Here is a 19,484-nt window from a genome sequence, read left to right on the forward strand (position 1 = left end):
CTAACCTCCCGCAAAGACCCATCATTACTCTCTTGTTGCTGTTTATTGCCTTGTAATTTAAACTTTACAATAATATTTAAATTGACGTTCACGTAAACGTTATCATGCTATGTTTTTAGTTAAGTTAATTAACTATTCTAAAAAGTGACTATTTTTGAATTTAAAATGTTTAAAATTGCGATAATTTAGCTTGTTCATTACGGCGCCTGATATTGATAGGTTTTATCATCTCATATAGTGGCAAGCTGTAATATGAAGTGGTAGAGTCTCGGCAATTTCAGCGTGTATACCCTCTCACGGGTTACAAATTTCGGAGTAAGATAAAGTGGCTGTGTTCAATCGAGTTGATTTTGATAACCACGAACAAGTGGTTTTTTGTTCAGATAAAGAATCAGGCCTTCGTGCAATTATTGCCGTTCATAATACTAATTTAGGTCCTGCTGTTGGTGGTTGCAGAATGTGGGATTACGCAAGTGATGACGACGCTGTTGTCGATGCGCTTCGTTTATCAAAGGGTATGACCTACAAAAATGCGGTAGCACGTTTACCATTTGGTGGTGGTAAATCTGTGATCATTGGAAATGCCAAAGAAATTAAGTCTGAACAATTATTCCGTGCATTTGGTCGCCAATTAGAGCGCTTAAATGGTAGTTATTATTCCGCTGAAGATGTAAACATCACCTGTGATGATGTGGCTATCATGAATAAAGAAACTAACTATGTATTAGGCCTTGAAGGTAAAAGTGGTAACCCATCACCATTTACAGCGTATGGCACATTTTTAGGAATTAAAGCGGCGTTACAACATCAACGTGGTCACCAAGACTTGAGTGGCATTAAAGTGGCAGTACAAGGCTTAGGCGCTGTTGCTTATGGCTTGTGTAAACATTTGCATGACGCGGGTGCGACCTTGTTTGTAACTGATATCAACCAAGTGGCAATTGATCGAGTCGTGAATGATTTTGCAGCGACTGCTGTAGGCATTGATGAAATATACGACCTTGATGTCGATGTATATGCACCGTGTGCACTTGGTGCAACAGTAAATGATGCGACTATTCCACGCATTAAAGCGACAATTATTGCTGGTTGTGCAAATAACCAATTAGCCGAGTCTCGTCACGGTGAGATCATTCGTGAAAAAGGTATTTTATACGCACCAGATTATGTGATTAACGCAGGTGGTATTATTAATGTTTATTATGAAACAGCGCCAGAAGGTTACAGTGCTGAGGCATCAAATAAACATGTTGAGGGGATCTTCAAAACCTTAACTGAAATTTTTTCGCGAAGTGAGAAAGAGCAAAAATCAACGCATTTGATCGCAGACGAACTCGCACAAGAGATCATCAAAAACGGTTTATAATAAACGCGTTATAGGCGTGCAATTGCACGCCTTTACATTATTCAGTAAATCCCTCACGATACGGTCAACCTGACCTGTATAGTTTTTAAAGATATGACGCCCATCGATTTAGCCACATGGCCACGCGAACAACATTTCTCACTGTTTAAAGAGTTTACGCAACCCTACTTTAATGTATGTGTACAATTAGATATGGGGGCGCTGTATCAGCATTGTAAATCACAGCAATGCTCTTTTTTTCATGCCTATATCTATGCGACATTGCAGGCAAGTAATGCTTATCAACCAATGTTACTGAGGATCATTGACGGTGTACCTTGGCAACTAGCTGCTCAACGTGCCAGTGTTGTAGAGCTTGCTGATGATGATACCTTTAGGTTTAGCTACTTTTCACAACAAGCTACGTTGAACGACTTTCAAATACATGCAAACAGAGTTAGCTTAGCGGCAAAGCAACAGCCATTATTCTCAACTGCTTTTGCGCAAACCGAAGGTCAGACTGATTTGATCCATATTTCGGTTTTACCGTGGTTGAACTTTACAAGCTTCTCTCATGCACATACACAAGGTAATCATTTCGGCATTCCTAAATTAGTGTTTGGACAGTTTGATGCACAAAAGGGGACAATGCCTATCTCAATAGATGTGCACCATGCATTGATGGATGGTTTACATGTAGCGAAGTTTATTGAACAGCTGCAGCAGAGTATAGACGCTCTGTGTGCTTAGCGTGGCCGTAAACGAATTGTGTTATTTAGTTAATGAAAATAAAACTCAGACTATGTTAGTATAATTCATATACAAGAAAACATAATGATAGTTAACTACTGGAAAATCATTATCTATTTAATTTGCGTTCATGCTAAGTTGTTAGCTCGCCATAATTACGAAGGCGTTTAGTATAATGATTCGTTTAGGTCTTTGCTTTTTCTTTTTTGTTGTTTTTAGTTGCTTTGCTGCTGAGCAAACCCGCTTACCTCTTAATGACTACTTTGCTGAAACCTGGAATACCCGTTCTGGTTTGCCTCATAATAGTATCAATAGCGTGGTACAAACAAATGATGGTTACGTGTGGATTGCCACTTGGGAAGGATTAGCCCGATTTAATGGCCGAGAGTTTAAACTGTTTACACGTACGGAAATAACTGGTTTACCAGATTCTGGTTTACGTAGTTTAGCCCCACAAGCTGATGGCGGTCTATACATAGTGGGCGCTCGAGGGGGGATCAGTCATTTATATCAAGGGCAATGGCATGCCAAGCCAAATGCGACTGCGATGGTAAATCACGTATTAAAAACGCCTTCAGATGAAACTTGGTTAGCCCTTGAGGGCCAAGGTGTTGTATATCGAGAGTTTGATAGTGCGCCGGACACGGCGATTTTAGAAAACCTCAGTGCTTATCGTCTAATAGAAGACAATGCAGGTATTATCTGGGTTGCAACCAGCAATGGCTTGTATCAAATTAATAATAAAACAGCGCGTTTAATCACTCCCGATTCCGGTTTACCACAAAGCCCAATATACACCTTGTATTTGACCCGCCAAGGTGAGCTCATAGTCGGCAGTGAACAAGGTGCATGGAAACAGGTAAACAACCGTTTTATCAGTATTCATGCTCAACTTAAAAATGAGGCTATCTCAAGTATTTTACAAGATGACCATGATGATCTTTGGTTTGGTACGATCAATAAAGGGGTGTTTCGATTAAGCCCGTTAGGACTTGAACAACTTGATGCTGACGCTGGTTTACCTGCAAATCGGATTTTATCGTTATTACAAGATCGTGAAAATAGTATTTGGGTTGGCACAAATGGCGGTTTATACCGATTGCGTGAAGCCGCTTTTTCGACTTGGACCACAAAACGAGGGTTGACAGGCGATTATGTCCGTACCGTGTTGTCGCATTCTGATGGTAGCTTATGGGTAGGCAGCAGCCTTGGTTTAAATCGCATTGAAGATAATAAAGTAAACACATTCCCTCCTGCTTATGGGAATGATCCGTTATCGGTTTTAAGTTTAGCCGAAGATGCGCAAGGTCAAATTTGGCTCGGGACCTATACCTCAGGTTTGATGCGGATTATCAATGGTAAAGTTTATCCTGTTCTGGATCGTCAAAATGGCTTAGCCAGTAATGAAGTTAGGGCGTTGTTATTTGATAGTGCAGGGCGCTTATGGGTGGGAACTGCAGCAGGTTTGACACGAATAGACGTGGATGGCTCTCTGAAGCAGTTTTCAAGTACAGATGGTTTACCTGGTGATTTTATTATAGCCCTTAGTGAAGACAATTATGGCAATGTATGGATTGGAACCGGCGTTGGAGTAGCATCTTTTAGCCCAAATTTAGAAAAATTTACGGCTAAAGTGTTTCCTGCCCATTTTGATGCTGAATATGCTTTTGGTTTTTATGCTGAATCTGAATATATTTGGATGGCGACAGACCGTGGTCTTGTCCGGTGTCATATCCCAACTGGAGAAATGAGTATTCTTGGGCGTGAACAAGGCTTGCCAGTTGATAAGTTGTTTCAAGTTGTGGCACAGGGAGATTCGTTTTGGTTATCTAGTAATCGCGGTGTGATCCAAGTAAATCAAAAACAGGTCAAACAGCGGCTAGCGCAGTTAGCACAAAATAATGCGTTGCCAATCCAGTATCAGCTATATGATGAAGGAGATGGCATGCTAAGCGCTCAGGCTAATGGCGGGTCTAATCCTTCTGCAGTGCTGCACAAAGATGGCAGTATTTGGATTGCTACAGCGCAAGGGGCAAGTACTATCGTCCCTGAACGATTAAAGCAAGCTACAAAGAAAACATTACCGACAATTATTGAGGCAATGTATGTAGATGGCAAAATGACCCCCTTGGTGCAGCAAGATGAAGAAATTATTTTACCGCTTGGTGTTTCGCGGCTCTCTTTTCATTATGCTGGCCTAAGTTTTATTATGCCTCATCGGTTGAATTACCAGACCCAATTGACTGGTTATAATAATGTGTGGGTTAATCGTAATCAATTAACCATTACGGAATACACTAATTTACCACCGGGAAAGTATACTTTTAAGGTACGTTCGGGCTACCCTAATGGGCAATGGCAAAATAATGATAAAACCTTAACGTTTGTGATTCAGTCATATTTTTGGCAAAAAACTACTTTTAAAATAATGGTTTTTATCGGTTTATTAGCATTAGTCTACGGGCTTTATAGATACCGGCTTTATCATTATAAAAAAATAGAGATAGAGCTGATTAAGCGGGTTGAGCAACAAACTAATGATCTGCAACAACAAACAGATGCCTTTGCTCATCAAGCAACCCATGATCAACTAACTGATTTACCAAACCGTCGTGCCTTTGACTGTTGGCTTGCGGACAATTTTGCTGATTTTAAACAGCATGGTTCACCTCTCGCTATTGCGATTATGGATATTGATCATTTTAAGCGAATTAATGATGGGTGGTCACATATTGTTGGCGACCGTGTAATTTGTGTGGTTGCTCATATGCTAGGAGAGCTCAATGAGAGTGATGATAGTCAAGTTGCTCGCTGGGGAGGTGAAGAATTTACATTACTATTCCCTCATAAAACCGCGCAACAAGCCGCTCAATTATGTGAAGAATTACGTGTGCAAATTGCAAACTACGATTTTTCAAACATCGCTAGCGGGTTATCGGTAACGGTTAGTTTTGGAGTCGCTGATTCATTGGCAGTTAATGACTATGACAGGTTACTGGCGCAAGCTGACCAAGCGCTTTATCAAGCAAAAAGTAATGGGCGAAATCGAGTCGAAGTTATAACACTCTAAAAGTTATAGTAGAGTATTTGGGAAAACACGCTACAGGCCATTGCTTTTCGGGTACATAATATATACTAATACATATATTAAAACATTTTATTAACATTTGATTGGGTTTGATGCTATACCTTTTGTTCCCGCTTCGGGGTCTTTTTGATGTAAACAGAAGGAACAAAAGATGAAAAGTAAGATGATATATGTAGCATTAGCAGGTGTTTTAGGTGTGTCGCCAGCGGTGTTTGCACAAGGCCATAAGCATAATGATTTTAACTTTACTGCACAGTCTATTGAGTCACTTAAGTTAACCTCCTTGGTGGCTGTGGACGATACTCAGTTTGTGTTCAATAATGACTTGTTGCGTGAAGATTGGGATAATTTCTTTGCTCTGCATGCGCCAGTACTGGAAGATAAAAAAGAGCGTGTTTTGCACTGGGCAGGTTATACAAGTATCAACCCTAAAGTTATCTTAGCGTTGATTGAGCTGCAAAGTGGCTTACTTTCTGATCCTGATGCAGATATTAATAATGCTTTTGCAGGTTTATCGGACGAACACGGTTTTGATGCCCAGCTAGAAAATGTGGTAATGATGTTAAGTCAACGTTTTTATGCATATAAACAGTGGCAAGATAGCCAAGCCACCCCGGAAACATCAAAGTATGCGGGCGAGGAAATCACTAATAGAGTCAATACCAACAGCAGTACTGCAGCGACAGTAGCATTGGTCAGTGTTCTTAAAAAACAAGCATTAAGCAAAGATGATGTTAATTACGCTAAGAGCGATCTGACCGGCTTTTTAGCGACGTTTGAGCGTCTATTCCCTGATAGTCGCGCTCAGTTAGAAAGATCCTCTAAAAGTGCACTACAAAGTAGCAATCAGCAGTTTGCTGCGGCTAGTTTTTCAATGAACTTACCATGGTCATCAGGTTATTATTGGTACAGCGGTGGGGCTCACTCTAATACTGGCTCTGGTTATCCATATTCATCGCTTGATTTTAATAATGGCTCTGGTGGTTGGGGCGCAAATACACCATATGTTCAAGCGGCGCATGGTGGTACTATCACACGTTTTTCGTCATGTAATATCCGCGTAACGCATTCGAGTGGTTATTCAACCAACTATTATCATATGTCTAATCTGCAGTATAGTAGCGGTGATTTTGTGCAGTCAGGTGCATGGCTCGGTCGTTATGCGAACAATTATTACCAAGCACTATGTGAAGGGGGACAATCATCAGGTCCTCACGTGCATTTTACTTTGTTGTATAACGGCCAGCAGGTGTCATTACATAATCAATATATTAGTGGTCATCGTATTGATGTCGGCAATAGCAACTACGATGACAATTGTAATAACTTTTACTTTGAACGTAATGGTTACCGTACTTGTGCTTGGGACCGTTTATATCGTTAATATAATTGATTTTACGAAATAATATAGCTGACCGCCTATAACATAGTTATGGGCGGTTTTTTTAGCTGTTGCTAGGCTAGATGATTGAATTTTATCCTCACAGGACATATTAATAAGCTACACCTGTTGATAGGACCTTTTAATGGTAAATGGATTATTAATATTTGCGCTGATTGCGTTTGTAGTTGTTTATTGGCGTTGGCCGGTTATTCAAAACCGCTTGTGGCAAAAAAAGTATCAAGATTATCGTTTAGATGAAAAGCAAAAAACATTATTGTTACGGTATATGCCTATTTATCAAAAAATGACGGATGCTGATCGGGAAAAATTAGAGCGTCATATTGTCTGGTTTCTAAATGAAAAACGCTTTATTGGTTGTGATGGTTTAATTCTTAACGAGAGTATGAAGTTAATAATTGCTGCGGATGCGTGTGTGTTGGTGCTTAATAAACCATGGCCACTTTATCAAAATGTGAAAGAAATTTTGCTGTACCCAAGTGCTTATTACGCGCCGCAGACATCTCGTGATAGTGCCGGATTAGTAAGCTATCATAATACTGTTCGTCAAGGCGAGTCATGGCCTGGAGGGACTTTAGTGCTGAGCTGGCACGATGTGCTTGAAGGGAACCGCTTACCCAGTGACGGACATAATTTAGTGTTTCATGAATTTGCTCACCAACTCGATCAAGAAACAGGTAAAACCACAGGCACGCCTATATTAGCTAAAGAAGTAGATTATAAACAGTGGGGGCGTGTTTTTAGCCGCGCTTATAATCAGTTAAAAACGCATGTTGCGTATAATATGCCGCATGTTATTCATAGTTATGGTGCAACAAATGAAGCCGAATTTTTTGCCGTGATCACCGAAACTTTTCTCGAAAAGCCCAGTGAGCTGCGCCATTATGATCCTGAAATATACAGTTTATTGGTCGGCTATTATCAGTTTGATCCAATAAAATGGCATTAACCGCCAAATAACGACGCTTTATCAGATATCGCTGGTAAGTTGCTGCCGTTTTTGTTGCAATCATGTTTATAAGATGAAAAACCGCAATAAAAATAAGCGAGAAGGCGATGAAAAAAATGCTTCATACAGCAATGGCTGTAGCTGTGTCACTGGCGCTATATGGTCAGGCTCAGGCACAAGATAATGATGACAAAAAATGGCAAGTGGATGCGCCACAAGGGCAATTTGTTGATGCTAATATTAGTGTCTCTCAAGGCACTTGGATGAATATCGATGTCAGTCCTGATGGCAAAACCATTGTGTTTGATTTGCTGGGCGATATTTACACTATGCCGATGGCTGGTGGCACTGCCACTCAACTGACCTCTGATATCGCATGGCAAATGCAACCGCGTTTTAGTCCTGATGGTAAACATATTGCGTTTACCTCTGATCAAGGTGGCGGCGATAATATCTGGTTGATGGATTTAAACGGTGAGAATCAAACCGCGGTAACCGATGAAACGTTTCGCTTATTGAACAGCCCAGCATGGAGTCCCGACGGCGACTATATTGTTGCTCGTAAGCATTTTACAGCGAGCCGTTCATTAGGCGCAGGTGAAGTATGGCTTTATCATAAAGCGGGTGGCAAAGGTGTACAACTCACTAAACGTGAGAATGATCAAAAAGATTTAGGTGAGCCGATGTTTTCACCTGATGGCCGATATGTTTATTTTTCACATGATGCGACGCCGGGTAAAACCTTTCATTATTCAAAAGATTCGGTTGCTGGCATTTATAAAATCAAGCGTTACGATCGCGAAACGGGTGAGATAGAAACGATTATTGATGGTATGGGCGGCGCGATTAGACCAACCCCCTCGCCAGACGGTAAGAAGCTTGCGTATATTAAACGAGATGATTTTCAAACTAGCCTCTACCTATATGACTTAACCAGCGGTAAGCATACTAAGCTATATGACAAGCTTGAACGTGATATGCAAGAGACTTGGGCTATTCATGGCGTGTATCCAACCATTGCATGGACACCAGATAATAACCAACTGGTATTTTGGGCTGGCGGTACTATTCATAAACTTGATGTGCAAGATGGCGATGTAGAAACCGTACCATTTGAAGTAAAAACCAGTAAAAAAATTCAACAAGCAGTGCGTTTTACACAAAATATTGATAGCGATGAATTTGCTGTAAAAATGTTGCGTAATGTACAGATTTCGCCGGATGGTGAAACAGCAATTTTTGAAGCGCTAGGACATATTTATAAACGCGATTTAGAGTCAGGAAAAATAAAGCGTTTAACTAAACAAGATGACCACTTTGAGTTGTTCCCGCAGTTTTCCCGTGATGGTAAAAAAATAGTTTATGTAACTTGGGATGATAACGAACAGGGTGCTGTTCGAGTTGTCTCTGCGCGCAGTGGTCGCGGTGATGATATTACCACAGAGCCAGGTAAATATGTTGAGCCAACATTCAGCCCTGATGGCAAAACAGTGGTGTACCGTAAAGCCTCAGGAGGCAGCATTTTAAACCCTGATTGGTCACTGCATCCGGGTATTTATGCAGTGAGTAGCAAAGGCGGGAAAGCTGAGTTGATTTCTAAAAGTGGTTATCAGCCGCAGTTTGCATCAGCTAATGATCGAGTTTTTGTGATGAGCCCATGGCCTAAGCCAACGCTAAGTGTGGTTGAACTTGATTCGAAAAAAATCACTAAGCTTTATGAGTCAGAGCATGCTACTGAGTTTAGAGTATCGCCTGATGGCAAGTACCTCGCTTTTGCTGAACGTTTTAAAGTGTTTGTTACGCCATTAGTGCAAAGTGGTAAAACCATTAATATTGGTCCTAAAGACAGCCAATTTCCGATTGAGCAGTTATCTGTTCGTGCCGGTGAGAATATCAGCTGGAGCGCCAGCAGCGATAAACTGTATTGGACGCTAGGCCCAGAGCTTTATCATGCAAGTTTGGCAGGTTTATTTGATATCAATAAAGCGGATGACGCTGACTTCAAAGTAAAAAGTGGCGATAACATTGGCTTTAGTAGCAAAATGGCTGAACCAAAAGGCATGATAGCTTTAACGGGCGCACGTATTATTACCATGAAAGGTGAGCAAGTCATTGAAAATGGCATACTATTAACCGATGGTAAACATATTAAAGCCGTTGGCACAGCTGCTAATATTAACATTCCAAAAGGCGCACAGGTAATTGATGTATCTGGCAAAACAATTATGCCAGGAATTGTTGACGCGCATGCGCATGGTTCACAAGGCAGCGATGAGATCATTCCTGAGCAAAATTGGAAAAACTTAGCGGGCCTATCGTTAGGCGTCACGACAATTCACGATCCATCAAACGATACAACAGAGATTTTTACAGCCAGCGAAATGCAAAAAGCGGGGACTATTGTAGGCCCACGTATTTTCTCAACCGGTACTATTTTATATGGTGCCAATATGCCAGGTTATACATCACACATTGATTCGTTAGATGATGCTAAATTTCACTTAGAGCGATTAAAGAAAGTTGGCGCGTTTAGTGTTAAATCATACAACCAACCACGACGTGAACAACGCCAACAAGTAATTGAAGCTGGCCGAGAGCTTGAAATGATGGTGGTGCCAGAAGGTGGTTCATTATTACAGCATAATTTAACGATGGTGGTTGATGGTCATACGGGCATTGAGCACTCAATTCCCGTGGCGAATATTTATGATGATATCAAGCAGCTTTGGTCACAAAGTGATGTAGGCTACACGCCAACACTTGGTGTGGCATATGGCGGCATCTGGGGAGAAAACTATTGGTATGATAAGACTGATGTGTGGAATCACCCGCGCTTAAGTAAATTTGTGCCAAAAAACCAATTACTACCACGTTCAATGCGCCGTGTTAAAGCACCCGATCACCACTATAATCACTTTAACAATGCACGGGTAGCAAAAGAGCTACAAGATTTAGGTGTTTTAGTGAATCTAGGTGCACATGGTCAGCGCGAAGGCCTTGCAGCGCACTGGGAGATTTGGATGTTTGCTCAAGGTGGTATGAGTCCACTGGAAGCTATTCGTGCGGCGACGCTTGATCCGGCCAAGTACATCGGCCTTGATCAGAATATCGGCTCATTGGAAGTCGGTAAACTGGCTGATTTAATGGTGATCGATGGTAATCCACTGACTAATATTCGTGATACAGATAAAGTTGATTATACGATGATCAACGGTCGGTTATTTGATGCCGCGACTATGAATGAAGTTGGCAAAAAAGCACGCGACAAATTGTACTTTGAAGATAAGTAATTATTAGTGTTATAACCAATCAAAAGCGGCTGAACAGCCGCTTTTTTTATATGCTACTTGCTATAAGTTGGCGTAATAATACTGGGTCTTGCATTAGTGTATTACTGGAGTGCGTCACTCTAGCCTGACAGATCATACCTTCTTTTAAGGTCATTAATAATTGTGCTAACTGTATGGTTTTTTCTAACTGACCTTTAAGTTTTTCTGTGTGTGAGAGTTTATCGAACAATAACTGTAAAACTGATTCTTTGTGTGCTTTGCAAAGCATCGCGATAGGGTGCTCGCTGTGTGGAAACTCCGCTGCGGTATTAATAAAAAAACAGCCATTAAAAGGTCCAAGCTCAGAGACTTTATTGTCTATCCAAGCGGAGAGTGCGCTAAAAAGTGCATCAGCCACTTCGAAGGGGGTATTGCAGTTTTCTAATTGTTCATACAACCACTGATTAAAGCGCTGATCTCTGAGCTCTAAACACGCACAGATCAACTCATCTTTACTGACAAAATGATTATAAAGCGTTTTTTTTGCAACACCTGCTTCTTTAAGTATTTCATTAATGCCTACCGCATGGATCCCTCTTTGATAGAACGCACTGAGTGCGGTATTAATTATCTGGGTACGTTTATCCATGGTTGCTCCTAGTCAAAAAGTAAGCTTGACATAAGTAGACCGACTTGTCTACCATCTAAATGTAGACAAGTCGGTCTACCTCTGAAGGAAGTAATATTAATGAATGATGTATTTTACAAAGCCGTTATCGCGGGTATCTTTTCAGCACTGACACTTTCGGTATTAGCATATTTAGAAAGTTTAGGGAATTATGGTGTATGGCTTATGGCACCATTTGGCGCAACTGCGGTACTGGTGTTTGGTGTACCAAACAGCCCTTTAGCAAAAGCAAAAAATGTTATTGTAGGGCATTTCATCACTGCCGTGATAGGTTTGGCTTTTATTAGTTTTATAGGCGTGGATCCGATCAGTATTGCTATTGCGACTGGATTAGCTGTGACCGTAATGATGTTGACTAACACCATACATCCTGCAGCTGGGGCCAACCCTATTTTGATTATGGTCAGTGGTCAAAGTTGGGACTTTTTGATTATGCCAGTTCTTGTTGGTACCGTGTTTATTGTTATCTGTGGGTATATATCAGGGTGGTTGAATACAAAACTCAACGTTGTTGGCCATAAAAAAACCGCTTAAAAGCGGTTTTTTTATGCTATGAGTCTAAAGTTATTACACAACACCGCGAGGTAAGCGGCAATCGTGATCTTTTTTAGCTAGGTACACAATCCAAAACTCTTCGGCAGTGTAACCTTCTTCATTAGCTGTTGTTATAGTAAATGGTGGTTTTTTAACAGCTGCTTTAGCTGGCACTGCTGATTTAGTTTTAGTTTTCTTAGCAGGTGCTGTTGCTGCAGGTTGTGCAGACGTATCGCCTGAAGTTAGCTGCTCTGTTAATTCAGCAACTTCTGCAAGGCGCAAGTTTTTGCCGCCGTCGATGCTGTACCAACCAGGTTTGCTGGTGATTTCAGGTTTCTTACCATTGGCTGCTTGGTATGCTGCTTCAAAGGCATTTAATACTTCTGTTTTGTCTAGTTTGCTCATCAGAGGCCCTATACGTTGTAAACACAGATTGAGAATATTTATTTATACCTATTTTTGACTTACTTTTCAATTTTTTGCGATTTTCCTTCCATTTTAGCCCTATAAACGCCAAAATTTGCACAAAATTTAACGCTAATCTGGAATAAAAAAATGCAGCGCAGAGAATTTAACCAATTACTAAATACCATTTTAAGACCTGATTCTATTCAAGACTTTTGCCCAAATGGGCTACAAGTCGAAGGACGTGAACAGATTAAAAAAATTGTTACAGGTGTCACTGCTAGTCAAGCATTAATCGATGCTGCAATTGCACATGGCGCAGATACAATATTGGTTCATCATGGTTACTTCTGGAAAGGTGAAGCGCAACCTATTACCGGTATGAAAAAGCGTCGCATAGCTGCGTTACTTAATCATGATATCAATTTATTTGCCTATCATTTACCTCTTGATGTGCATCCAGCAATCGGTAATAACGCGCAATTAGCACAGCTACTTGATTTAGAAATACTCGATGGTTTGGAGCCTGTAGCAAATAGTGTCGCAGTCAAAGGGCGTTTAAAAATCCCAATGAGTGGTGAGCAATTTGCACAAAAAATATCAACAGTGCTCGCTCGTGAACCTTTGGTTAGCCTAGTACGTGATGAGCTAATTGAGACCATCGCTTGGTGTACTGGAGGTGGTCAAGGTTATATTGATTTGGCTGCTAGCCAGGGGATTGATGCCTATTTAACAGGCGAGGCTTCAGAGCAGACCATTCACAGTTCGCGTGAGCAAAAGATCGATTTTTTTGCCGCAGGCCATCACGCCACCGAACGCTATGGCATAAAAGCGCTCGGTGAGTTATTGGCTGAGCAACATGGCTTTGATGTAACCTTTATTGATATAGACAACCCAGTTTGAGTTGCCAGCTACTTCACTTTAAGTGAGTGAGATGTTAAAGCGCTTCTGGATCAATCCAGCGGCGCACACTTATCCACGTACTACCGATTACTTCATGCCAATAACTTGTGACTGCCTTTAATACTTCAACACTCGGAATATATTGTTTGTGATGAGGCCACGCTGAGAAATCGTAAAAATCAGTGGCGGCGGGAATAACATCAACGCCTTGGCTATTAAATAGATCTTTTGCTCGTGCCATGTGACTTGCCGAAGTTACCAGTGCAACTTTAAAATCAACTAGAGCAGGTGCTAAAAGCCGTGCTTCATCGGCGGTATCCATAGCCGTAGGATTTTGTTTAATACGCTGCGCATCAATACCTAAACTTATCGCGGTTTGTTGCATCAAACTACTGTTGGTCACTTTATTGTAACCGCCACCTGAAACAATAAGTTGAGCTTGTGGGTACACATATGCTAAGCGCATACCTTCGATTAAGCGGCTTTTAGCACAATTACCAAGTTGGCTATTGGCGTTAAGTTTTGGGTTAGGATTTATATCACAACCAAGTACCACTATTTTATCGAGTATCGGCTGTTTACTTGTATCAAAAATATACTTTAACTGTGAATTTGGAGCAATTATTTTTTGACCAATAAAAGGGGTACTGATCAGCAATAAACTGGTGATTGCGATTAAACCAATAAATACGCTTACTTTCTTGGTACGCAGTGCGATTAATAAGCAAACAAAGCACAGTAGAGCAAACAGAGGCAATGGCATCAGCATTGCACCGAGGATTTTTTTCAGTTCAAACATCACAGTAGCACACATAAAGGGGTTTTCTGTATGCTACTGGGTTAAACCTATTTTATCGACCGTTATTTAACTTACAGGTATTTAAAAAGTGGCGATACACTGGGTTATCTTTCATATTCTTTTTCATGGCTAAATACATTGGACGGGTTAATCCCAGCGCGCCTAATGGAATCGACTTAATGAGTCCTTGGCTTTCATATGGTGTTACTAACCAATCCGGTAATGCTGCAACCCCCATTCCGGCACTGACAAGCTGAAAAATGAGCAAGCCCTGATCTACGGTTTTCAAGGTGCCATCAAAACGTGCATTTTGAATAAAATGTTTGAAGATATCCTGACGCTCTCGTGGAATAGGGTACGAAATAATCGTCTCGTTTTTCAAATCAAGTGCCGTTACATAGGCTTTTTTCGCTAGTTCATGATCTGGAGCAACAATTAATTTAAGTTTAAAATCAAATAAATGTGCGTATTCAAGTTTATCTGGTTCACGAATGTCTGAAGTGAGTACTAAATCTAATTCATCACTGAGCAGATCAGGAATAGCGTCATAACTAAAGCCGCGCTCATAATCAACTTTGATATCAGGCCAAAAGTTATTGAATTCTTTAATTGTTGGTAATAACCAATGAAAACAAGCATGGCATTCAACACTAAGTCGTAATTGTGAAATTGGTTGATTAAGACTTTCTTTTAAACGGCATTTGGTTGCTTCAACACGCGGGAGTACTTCGCTGGCAAGTTCAAGTAATAGCATACCTTGTGGGGTAAAGCGCACCGGTTGAGTTTTACGTTCAAATAGTTGGCAATCAAGTTTGTTTTCTAAATCTTTGATTTGATGAGACAAAGCGGATTGAGTCAAAAATAATTCGCGCGCAGTATTTACCAATGAACCGGTTTCTTTCAAGGTTGCGATGGTCTTTAAGTGTTTTACATCAATCATCTTTAATAATTCTCATGGTAAAGGTGAGTTTAACTCAGATTACAGCCATAATACGCCTTAAATTAAGATGCATCAACGTCTAGATGGCTATAAACCCCATTTTTTTACGTGAAATTTACAAATATACTATAGCATCATATTTGACAGCGTTGTCATTATATTTTTTGAGTTTGCAAAAAAATATTTCCATGAATTTACCTCAAGTTGAAACTGAGGAAGCATCAATTGTTTGATGTCAGGTATAGGTTTATGGTTTTAGCTATCTAAACAGCTGGAAGGGAATTTCAACATGGCACAATTACATAACTTAGGTTTTCCTCGCATAGGTAGAAAGCGTGAACTAAAATTTGCAGTAGAATCATACTGGGCTGGTAAAATCAGCCAAGCGCAGTTGCTTGAACAAGGTAAGACGATCCGCGCAGAAAATTGGGCTCTTCAAGCAGATGCTGGGATTGATTTATTACCGGTAGGTGACTTTGCTTGGTATGACCATGTGTTATCTACCTCTTTATTGATTGGCGCAGTGCCCAAGCGTCATCAAAAAGCGGATGGTAGCATTGATCTTGATACATTATTTCGTATTGGGCGTGGTCGCGCACCAAGCGGTTGTTCATGTGCAGCAAGCGAAATGACAAAGTGGTTTAATACTAATTATCATTACATAGTTCCAGAGCTAACTCATGATCAGCAGTTTCAACTAACCTGGACTGAGTTATTCGAGCAAGTTACTCAAGCACAAGCATTGGGGCACAATGCAAAAGTAGTATTGGTCGGTCCAGTCACTTATCTTTACTTAGCAAAATGTGCAGGTGAGGAGTTTGATAAACTTAGCTTACTTGAAAAACTATTAGCTGTTTATCAACACGTGTTCGCTAAATTAGCGCAGCAAGGGATTGAATGGGTACAGGTTGATGAGCCTATATTAGGTTTAGAGCTGACAGAAGATTATCAAGAGGCATTAAAAACAAGCTTTCGTGCACTTGCAGGTCAAGGCGTGAAGTTGTTACTTGCTAGTTATTTTGACTCAGTCACTGCCTACTTTGATGATATTGCAGGTTACCCTGTTGATGGCGTACATTTTGATTGTGTTGCAACAAATGTTGATGTTGCAAAACTAGATATATTATTAAGTACAGATCAAGTTTTATCATTAGGCGTAGTAAATGGCCGTAATATTTGGCGTACTGATTTAGAGGTTGTATTTAATAGCATAAAAGACATTGCGCTAAAGCGCGGTGATAATCTATGGCTTGCTCCATCTTGTTCTTTACTGCATACACCGGTTGATTTAGAGCAAGAAGAAAAGCTCGATGATGAGCTTTGTTCATGGCTTGCATTTGCAAAACAAAAAGGCCAAGAGTTGTCATTATTAAAAGCCGCGCTTGAAAGCAATGATAGCAGTGAGCTCGTTGCTTATTCAGCACCTATTAAAGCACGCTTAACCTCTACTCGTGTAAATAATACAGCTGTACAAAAGCGTGTAACTGCACTCACCGCAAAAGACGGTAAGCGTAATCATGCATTTTCTCAACGTATTGAAAAACAACATGCAGCACTTAATTTACCGCTACTGCCGACCACCACGATAGGATCATTTCCACAAACTCAAGTAATTCGTCAAGCACGCCGTGATTATAAAGCCGGTGAATTATCTGCGGATGATTATCAAAGGCAAATGAAAGCAGAAATTCGTTACGCTGTTGAAGAGCAAGAGGCGCTTGATTTAGATGTGTTAGTGCACGGCGAATCGGAGCGTAATGACATGGTTGAATACTTTGCTGAACTATTAGAAGGCTTTGCTTTTACCCAGTTTGGTTGGGTGCAAAGCTACGGCTCGCGATGTGTGAAACCACCTGTAATTTGGGGGGATGTATCACGTGAACAAGCGATGACGGTTCAGTGGACAAAATACGCACAGTCGCTGACGAGTAAGAAAATGAAAGGCATGCTAACAGGTCCTGTAACTATTCTGTTTTGGTCATTCATTCGTGATGATTTAGACAAACCCACCATCGCTAATCAAATTGCACTTGCGCTACGTGATGAAGTGGTCGATTTACAAAATGCCGGTATTGATATCATTCAAATTGATGAACCTGCATTTCGTGAAGGTATGCCGCTTAAATGTAGCCAATGGCAAGCATATTTAGAATGGGCAGCGTATGCATTTAGGGTCTCAGCAAGCGGTGTGAAAGATGAAACACAAATTCATACTCACATGTGTTACGCCGAATTTAACGGTATTATTGCCGCGATTGCAGATATGGATGCCGATGTGATCACCATTGAAACCTCACGTTCTAACATGGAACTACTTGAAGCATTTGAGAATTTTGATTATCCAAATGATATTGGTCCAGGTGTATATGATATTCACACTCCGAATGTACCGGATATTGCATGGATGAAAACGTTGATCCATAAAGCCGCACGAAAAATACCGGTTGCGCGTTTATGGGTAAACCCGGACTGTGGTTTGAAAACCCGTGGTTGGCAAGAAACGCGACAAGCTCTTGATAATATGGTTAAAGCAACCAAAGAGCTGCGTGAGGAGCTGCAGTAAGAACATCCCCTAAGATGTAAAGCCCTAACAAAACTTAGTTAGGGCTTTTTTTGTTGCTCTGATTTGAGTTCATCTTCATCGGTTGGTTTTTTAAAATCCATTTTTGCTGAGTGTTTGATCAGCAAAATATTACCGATAATGATTGCCAACACTAAGATGATGATGAGTATATGCCAAATTTGCATGGTGATCTCTAATGAGTCATTTATAAGTACTTAGTGTAGCAAAGATTTCTAGGGTTAAAAACGTCTAGAAAACGACAGCGAAATAAAATCAAGACCTGGGTTTGGTCTTTTAAACCCTGCATTTGAATAGTGTAAATAACGCACCGCAGCTTTGGTTTTTCCAAAATCAGCAACAAAGCCTAGTCGGTCTTCAAACTGGTAGTGGGTACTCACATTTTTGCCGGCGAAGTGAGTGTCATTGACTAATGAAATCCCTATGCCGGCTTCGAAATACAGAGGAATACCGCGCACTGAGCTGATCAGATGTTGAAATACCGGGGACATTGCAAGGACAACATTTGTCTGATGGCTATTATCTGCGCCGTATTCCCAAATATTAATACTTGATTCTAAGTAAATATGGGTATTTTCAATTAATGATTGTAGTGCTGGAGCATGGTATTGGTATGCCAGTTTTAAACCTTTAACATCACCTTCCCCCTGAATATAATCAATGGCATAGCCATGAGGGGAAAGTGTATAGGGCGCGCCATAAGATAGTCTGCTGAACATGGAAATAGATAATAAAATCAATACAGTTAATGTTTTAAATAACATGGTAAAGCTCTTTAGATGAAAACGTTATTTACAAAATAAGGGCGTGGGGGAGGCTAATTCAAGTGGCATAAATTCACAGACTCTGTGTGTTATTACATGAGCTTAGCTAACAATATGAAATAAAAAGATTAAATCAATTGATGCCGTGTTGGCACTAATAAGGTGCTATTTTGAGGCTTTTTAATCTCTTATGAACAGCGTAAATTACGCTACAAGATTTACTTAGGACTTATCAACAATGATTTCACTTGGTCGTTATTTATTATTAATCGCGCTAGTTTTTAGTGCTTCCTTGTTTGCGCAAACACAACAGTCACCTAATCAGTTATTAACTCAGGTAGGCGATCAGCTGTTTAGTGAAATTGGCAAAATAAACAGCCAAGGCACAGCGAGCAAAAGTGACATGGCACACATTGTTGATCAGTATTTAATGCCTAATATAGATGTTAAATTTGTTTCCTATAAATTATTAGGTAAGCACATTAAAGGTATCGATCGCCAACAAGCGACTGCATTTATAAGTGCAGTGGAGCATTACTTAACCACTACCTATGCTAGTGCATTAATGAAATATACCGGGCAAGAAATAAAATTCGAAGAAAGTAACGATGCTGCAGAGAGCGAGTTTGCCACGGTTAAGACGCAAATTATTGCAGATAATGCGCCAACGATTGACTTACACTTTAAGCTTCGCCAAGGCAAAGATGGTAGCTGGAAAGTATATGATATTGTCGCTGAAGGTATTTCGTTACTCAGTGCAAAGCAAAAAGAAGTTATTCAACGAATTTCAGAAGTTGGCCTTGACCAAGTGACAGCTGAGCTTAACAGTAAGTAATCATTTCCAAGTAAGTCTCCAACCTAAAGCACCGTGCAGTGTTAACTGCATGGTGCTTTGTTATTTTCTTTTAAAATCACACGGTTTGGCTATAGCGTGTGGTTTTGGGTATGCTAGAATAAGCGCTTACATACCCACTGGTATCACTAATTTACTGGGGTACTTAAAATTATATTAAGCGCAGTGTCAGTTTGTAGTTGTTAAACTCTTTTACTGACCTTTGTACCGAGCA

General features: G+C 40.5%; 16 protein-coding genes. 10 read left to right on the plus strand and 6 right to left on the minus strand.

The features are described 5' to 3' along the window. The first annotated feature begins 325 nt into the window (after positions 1-325). From H5162_RS13200 to H5162_RS13225, 6 genes are all read left to right on the plus strand, one after another. Positions 326-1,366: a Glu/Leu/Phe/Val dehydrogenase gene (locus H5162_RS13200; protein ID WP_182734943.1), complete on the plus strand. Its 1,041-nt coding sequence runs from the start codon at positions 326-328 to the stop codon at positions 1,364-1,366. 93 nt (positions 1,367-1,459) lie between these two features. Next, positions 1,460-2,095, plus strand: coding sequence for a CatA-like O-acetyltransferase (locus H5162_RS13205; RefSeq protein WP_182732310.1), 636 nt, complete (start codon positions 1,460-1,462; stop codon positions 2,093-2,095). A gap of 175 nt (positions 2,096-2,270) precedes the next feature. Next, positions 2,271-5,165, plus strand: a complete 2,895-nt coding sequence (locus H5162_RS13210; protein ID WP_182732311.1) for a ligand-binding sensor domain-containing diguanylate cyclase — start codon at positions 2,271-2,273, stop codon at positions 5,163-5,165. Between the two features lie 169 nt (positions 5,166-5,334). Next, positions 5,335-6,567, plus strand: coding sequence for a M23 family metallopeptidase (locus tag H5162_RS13215; protein ID WP_182778733.1), 1,233 nt, complete (start codon positions 5,335-5,337; stop codon positions 6,565-6,567). A 142-nt stretch (positions 6,568-6,709) separates the two neighbouring features. Next, the gene (locus H5162_RS13220; RefSeq protein ID WP_145241028.1) at positions 6,710-7,534 is read left to right on the plus strand and encodes a M90 family metallopeptidase; all 825 of its coding nucleotides are present in this window, start codon (positions 6,710-6,712) and stop codon (positions 7,532-7,534) included. A gap of 107 nt (positions 7,535-7,641) precedes the next feature. After that, complete coding sequence (locus tag H5162_RS13225) at positions 7,642-10,824, plus strand: amidohydrolase family protein (RefSeq protein WP_182778735.1); 3,183 nt, start codon at positions 7,642-7,644, stop codon at positions 10,822-10,824. A gap of 46 nt (positions 10,825-10,870) precedes the next feature. Here H5162_RS13225 and H5162_RS13230 read toward each other — a convergent pair whose 3' ends face one another. Beyond that, a complete protein-coding gene (locus H5162_RS13230; protein WP_182778737.1) occupies positions 10,871-11,452 on the minus strand; it encodes a TetR/AcrR family transcriptional regulator in 582 nt (193 codons plus the stop codon). Positions 11,453-11,551: 99 nt separating this feature from the next. Here H5162_RS13230 and H5162_RS13235 point away from each other — a divergent pair, with 99 nt between their 5' ends. Then, positions 11,552-12,025, plus strand: a complete 474-nt coding sequence (locus H5162_RS13235) for an HPP family protein (RefSeq protein ID WP_182718429.1) — start codon at positions 11,552-11,554, stop codon at positions 12,023-12,025. 33 nt (positions 12,026-12,058) lie between these two features. Here the strand turns inward: H5162_RS13235 and H5162_RS13240 are convergent, their stop codons facing one another. Next, positions 12,059-12,430, minus strand: coding sequence for a hypothetical protein (locus H5162_RS13240; RefSeq protein ID WP_145241020.1), 372 nt, complete (start codon positions 12,428-12,430; stop codon positions 12,059-12,061). A 150-nt stretch (positions 12,431-12,580) separates the two neighbouring features. On the opposite strand from H5162_RS13240, the gene H5162_RS13245 reads away from it, so the two are divergent. After that, positions 12,581-13,333: a Nif3-like dinuclear metal center hexameric protein gene (locus H5162_RS13245; RefSeq protein ID WP_149982830.1), complete on the plus strand. Its 753-nt coding sequence runs from the start codon at positions 12,581-12,583 to the stop codon at positions 13,331-13,333. 34 nt (positions 13,334-13,367) lie between these two features. Here the strand turns inward: H5162_RS13245 and H5162_RS13250 are convergent, their stop codons facing one another. Both H5162_RS13250 and H5162_RS13255 read right to left on the minus strand, forming a co-directional pair. Next, positions 13,368-14,132, minus strand: coding sequence for an ElyC/SanA/YdcF family protein (locus tag H5162_RS13250; protein WP_149982829.1), 765 nt, complete (start codon positions 14,130-14,132; stop codon positions 13,368-13,370). A 52-nt stretch (positions 14,133-14,184) separates the two neighbouring features. Then, positions 14,185-15,072 carry a LysR family transcriptional regulator gene (locus H5162_RS13255; protein ID WP_145241014.1) on the minus strand — a complete coding sequence of 296 codons (888 nt, stop codon included), beginning with the start codon at positions 15,070-15,072 and terminating at the stop codon, positions 14,185-14,187. Between the two features lie 289 nt (positions 15,073-15,361). On the opposite strand from H5162_RS13255, the gene metE reads away from it, so the two are divergent. After that, the gene (gene metE, locus H5162_RS13260) at positions 15,362-17,635 is read left to right on the plus strand and encodes a 5-methyltetrahydropteroyltriglutamate--homocysteine S-methyltransferase (RefSeq protein ID WP_182778739.1); all 2,274 of its coding nucleotides are present in this window, start codon (positions 15,362-15,364) and stop codon (positions 17,633-17,635) included. A 38-nt stretch (positions 17,636-17,673) separates the two neighbouring features. Here the strand turns inward: metE and H5162_RS13265 are convergent, their stop codons facing one another. After that, complete coding sequence (locus tag H5162_RS13265; protein WP_145241011.1) at positions 17,674-17,820, minus strand: DUF2897 family protein; 147 nt, start codon at positions 17,818-17,820, stop codon at positions 17,674-17,676. Positions 17,821-17,874: 54 nt separating this feature from the next. Next, positions 17,875-18,417, minus strand: coding sequence for an acyloxyacyl hydrolase (locus H5162_RS13270; protein WP_182778740.1), 543 nt, complete (start codon positions 18,415-18,417; stop codon positions 17,875-17,877). Positions 18,418-18,655: 238 nt separating this feature from the next. Between H5162_RS13270 and H5162_RS13275 the strand changes: the two genes are divergently transcribed. Beyond that, positions 18,656-19,252, plus strand: a complete 597-nt coding sequence (locus tag H5162_RS13275; RefSeq protein ID WP_149982826.1) for a phospholipid-binding protein MlaC — start codon at positions 18,656-18,658, stop codon at positions 19,250-19,252. The last annotated feature ends 232 nt before the right edge of the window (positions 19,253-19,484 follow it).

Origin of the sequence: Pseudoalteromonas sp. SR41-8 (genome assembly GCF_014163915.1) — a bacterium.
GTDB lineage: Bacteria > Pseudomonadota > Gammaproteobacteria > Enterobacterales > Alteromonadaceae > Pseudoalteromonas > Pseudoalteromonas rhizosphaerae.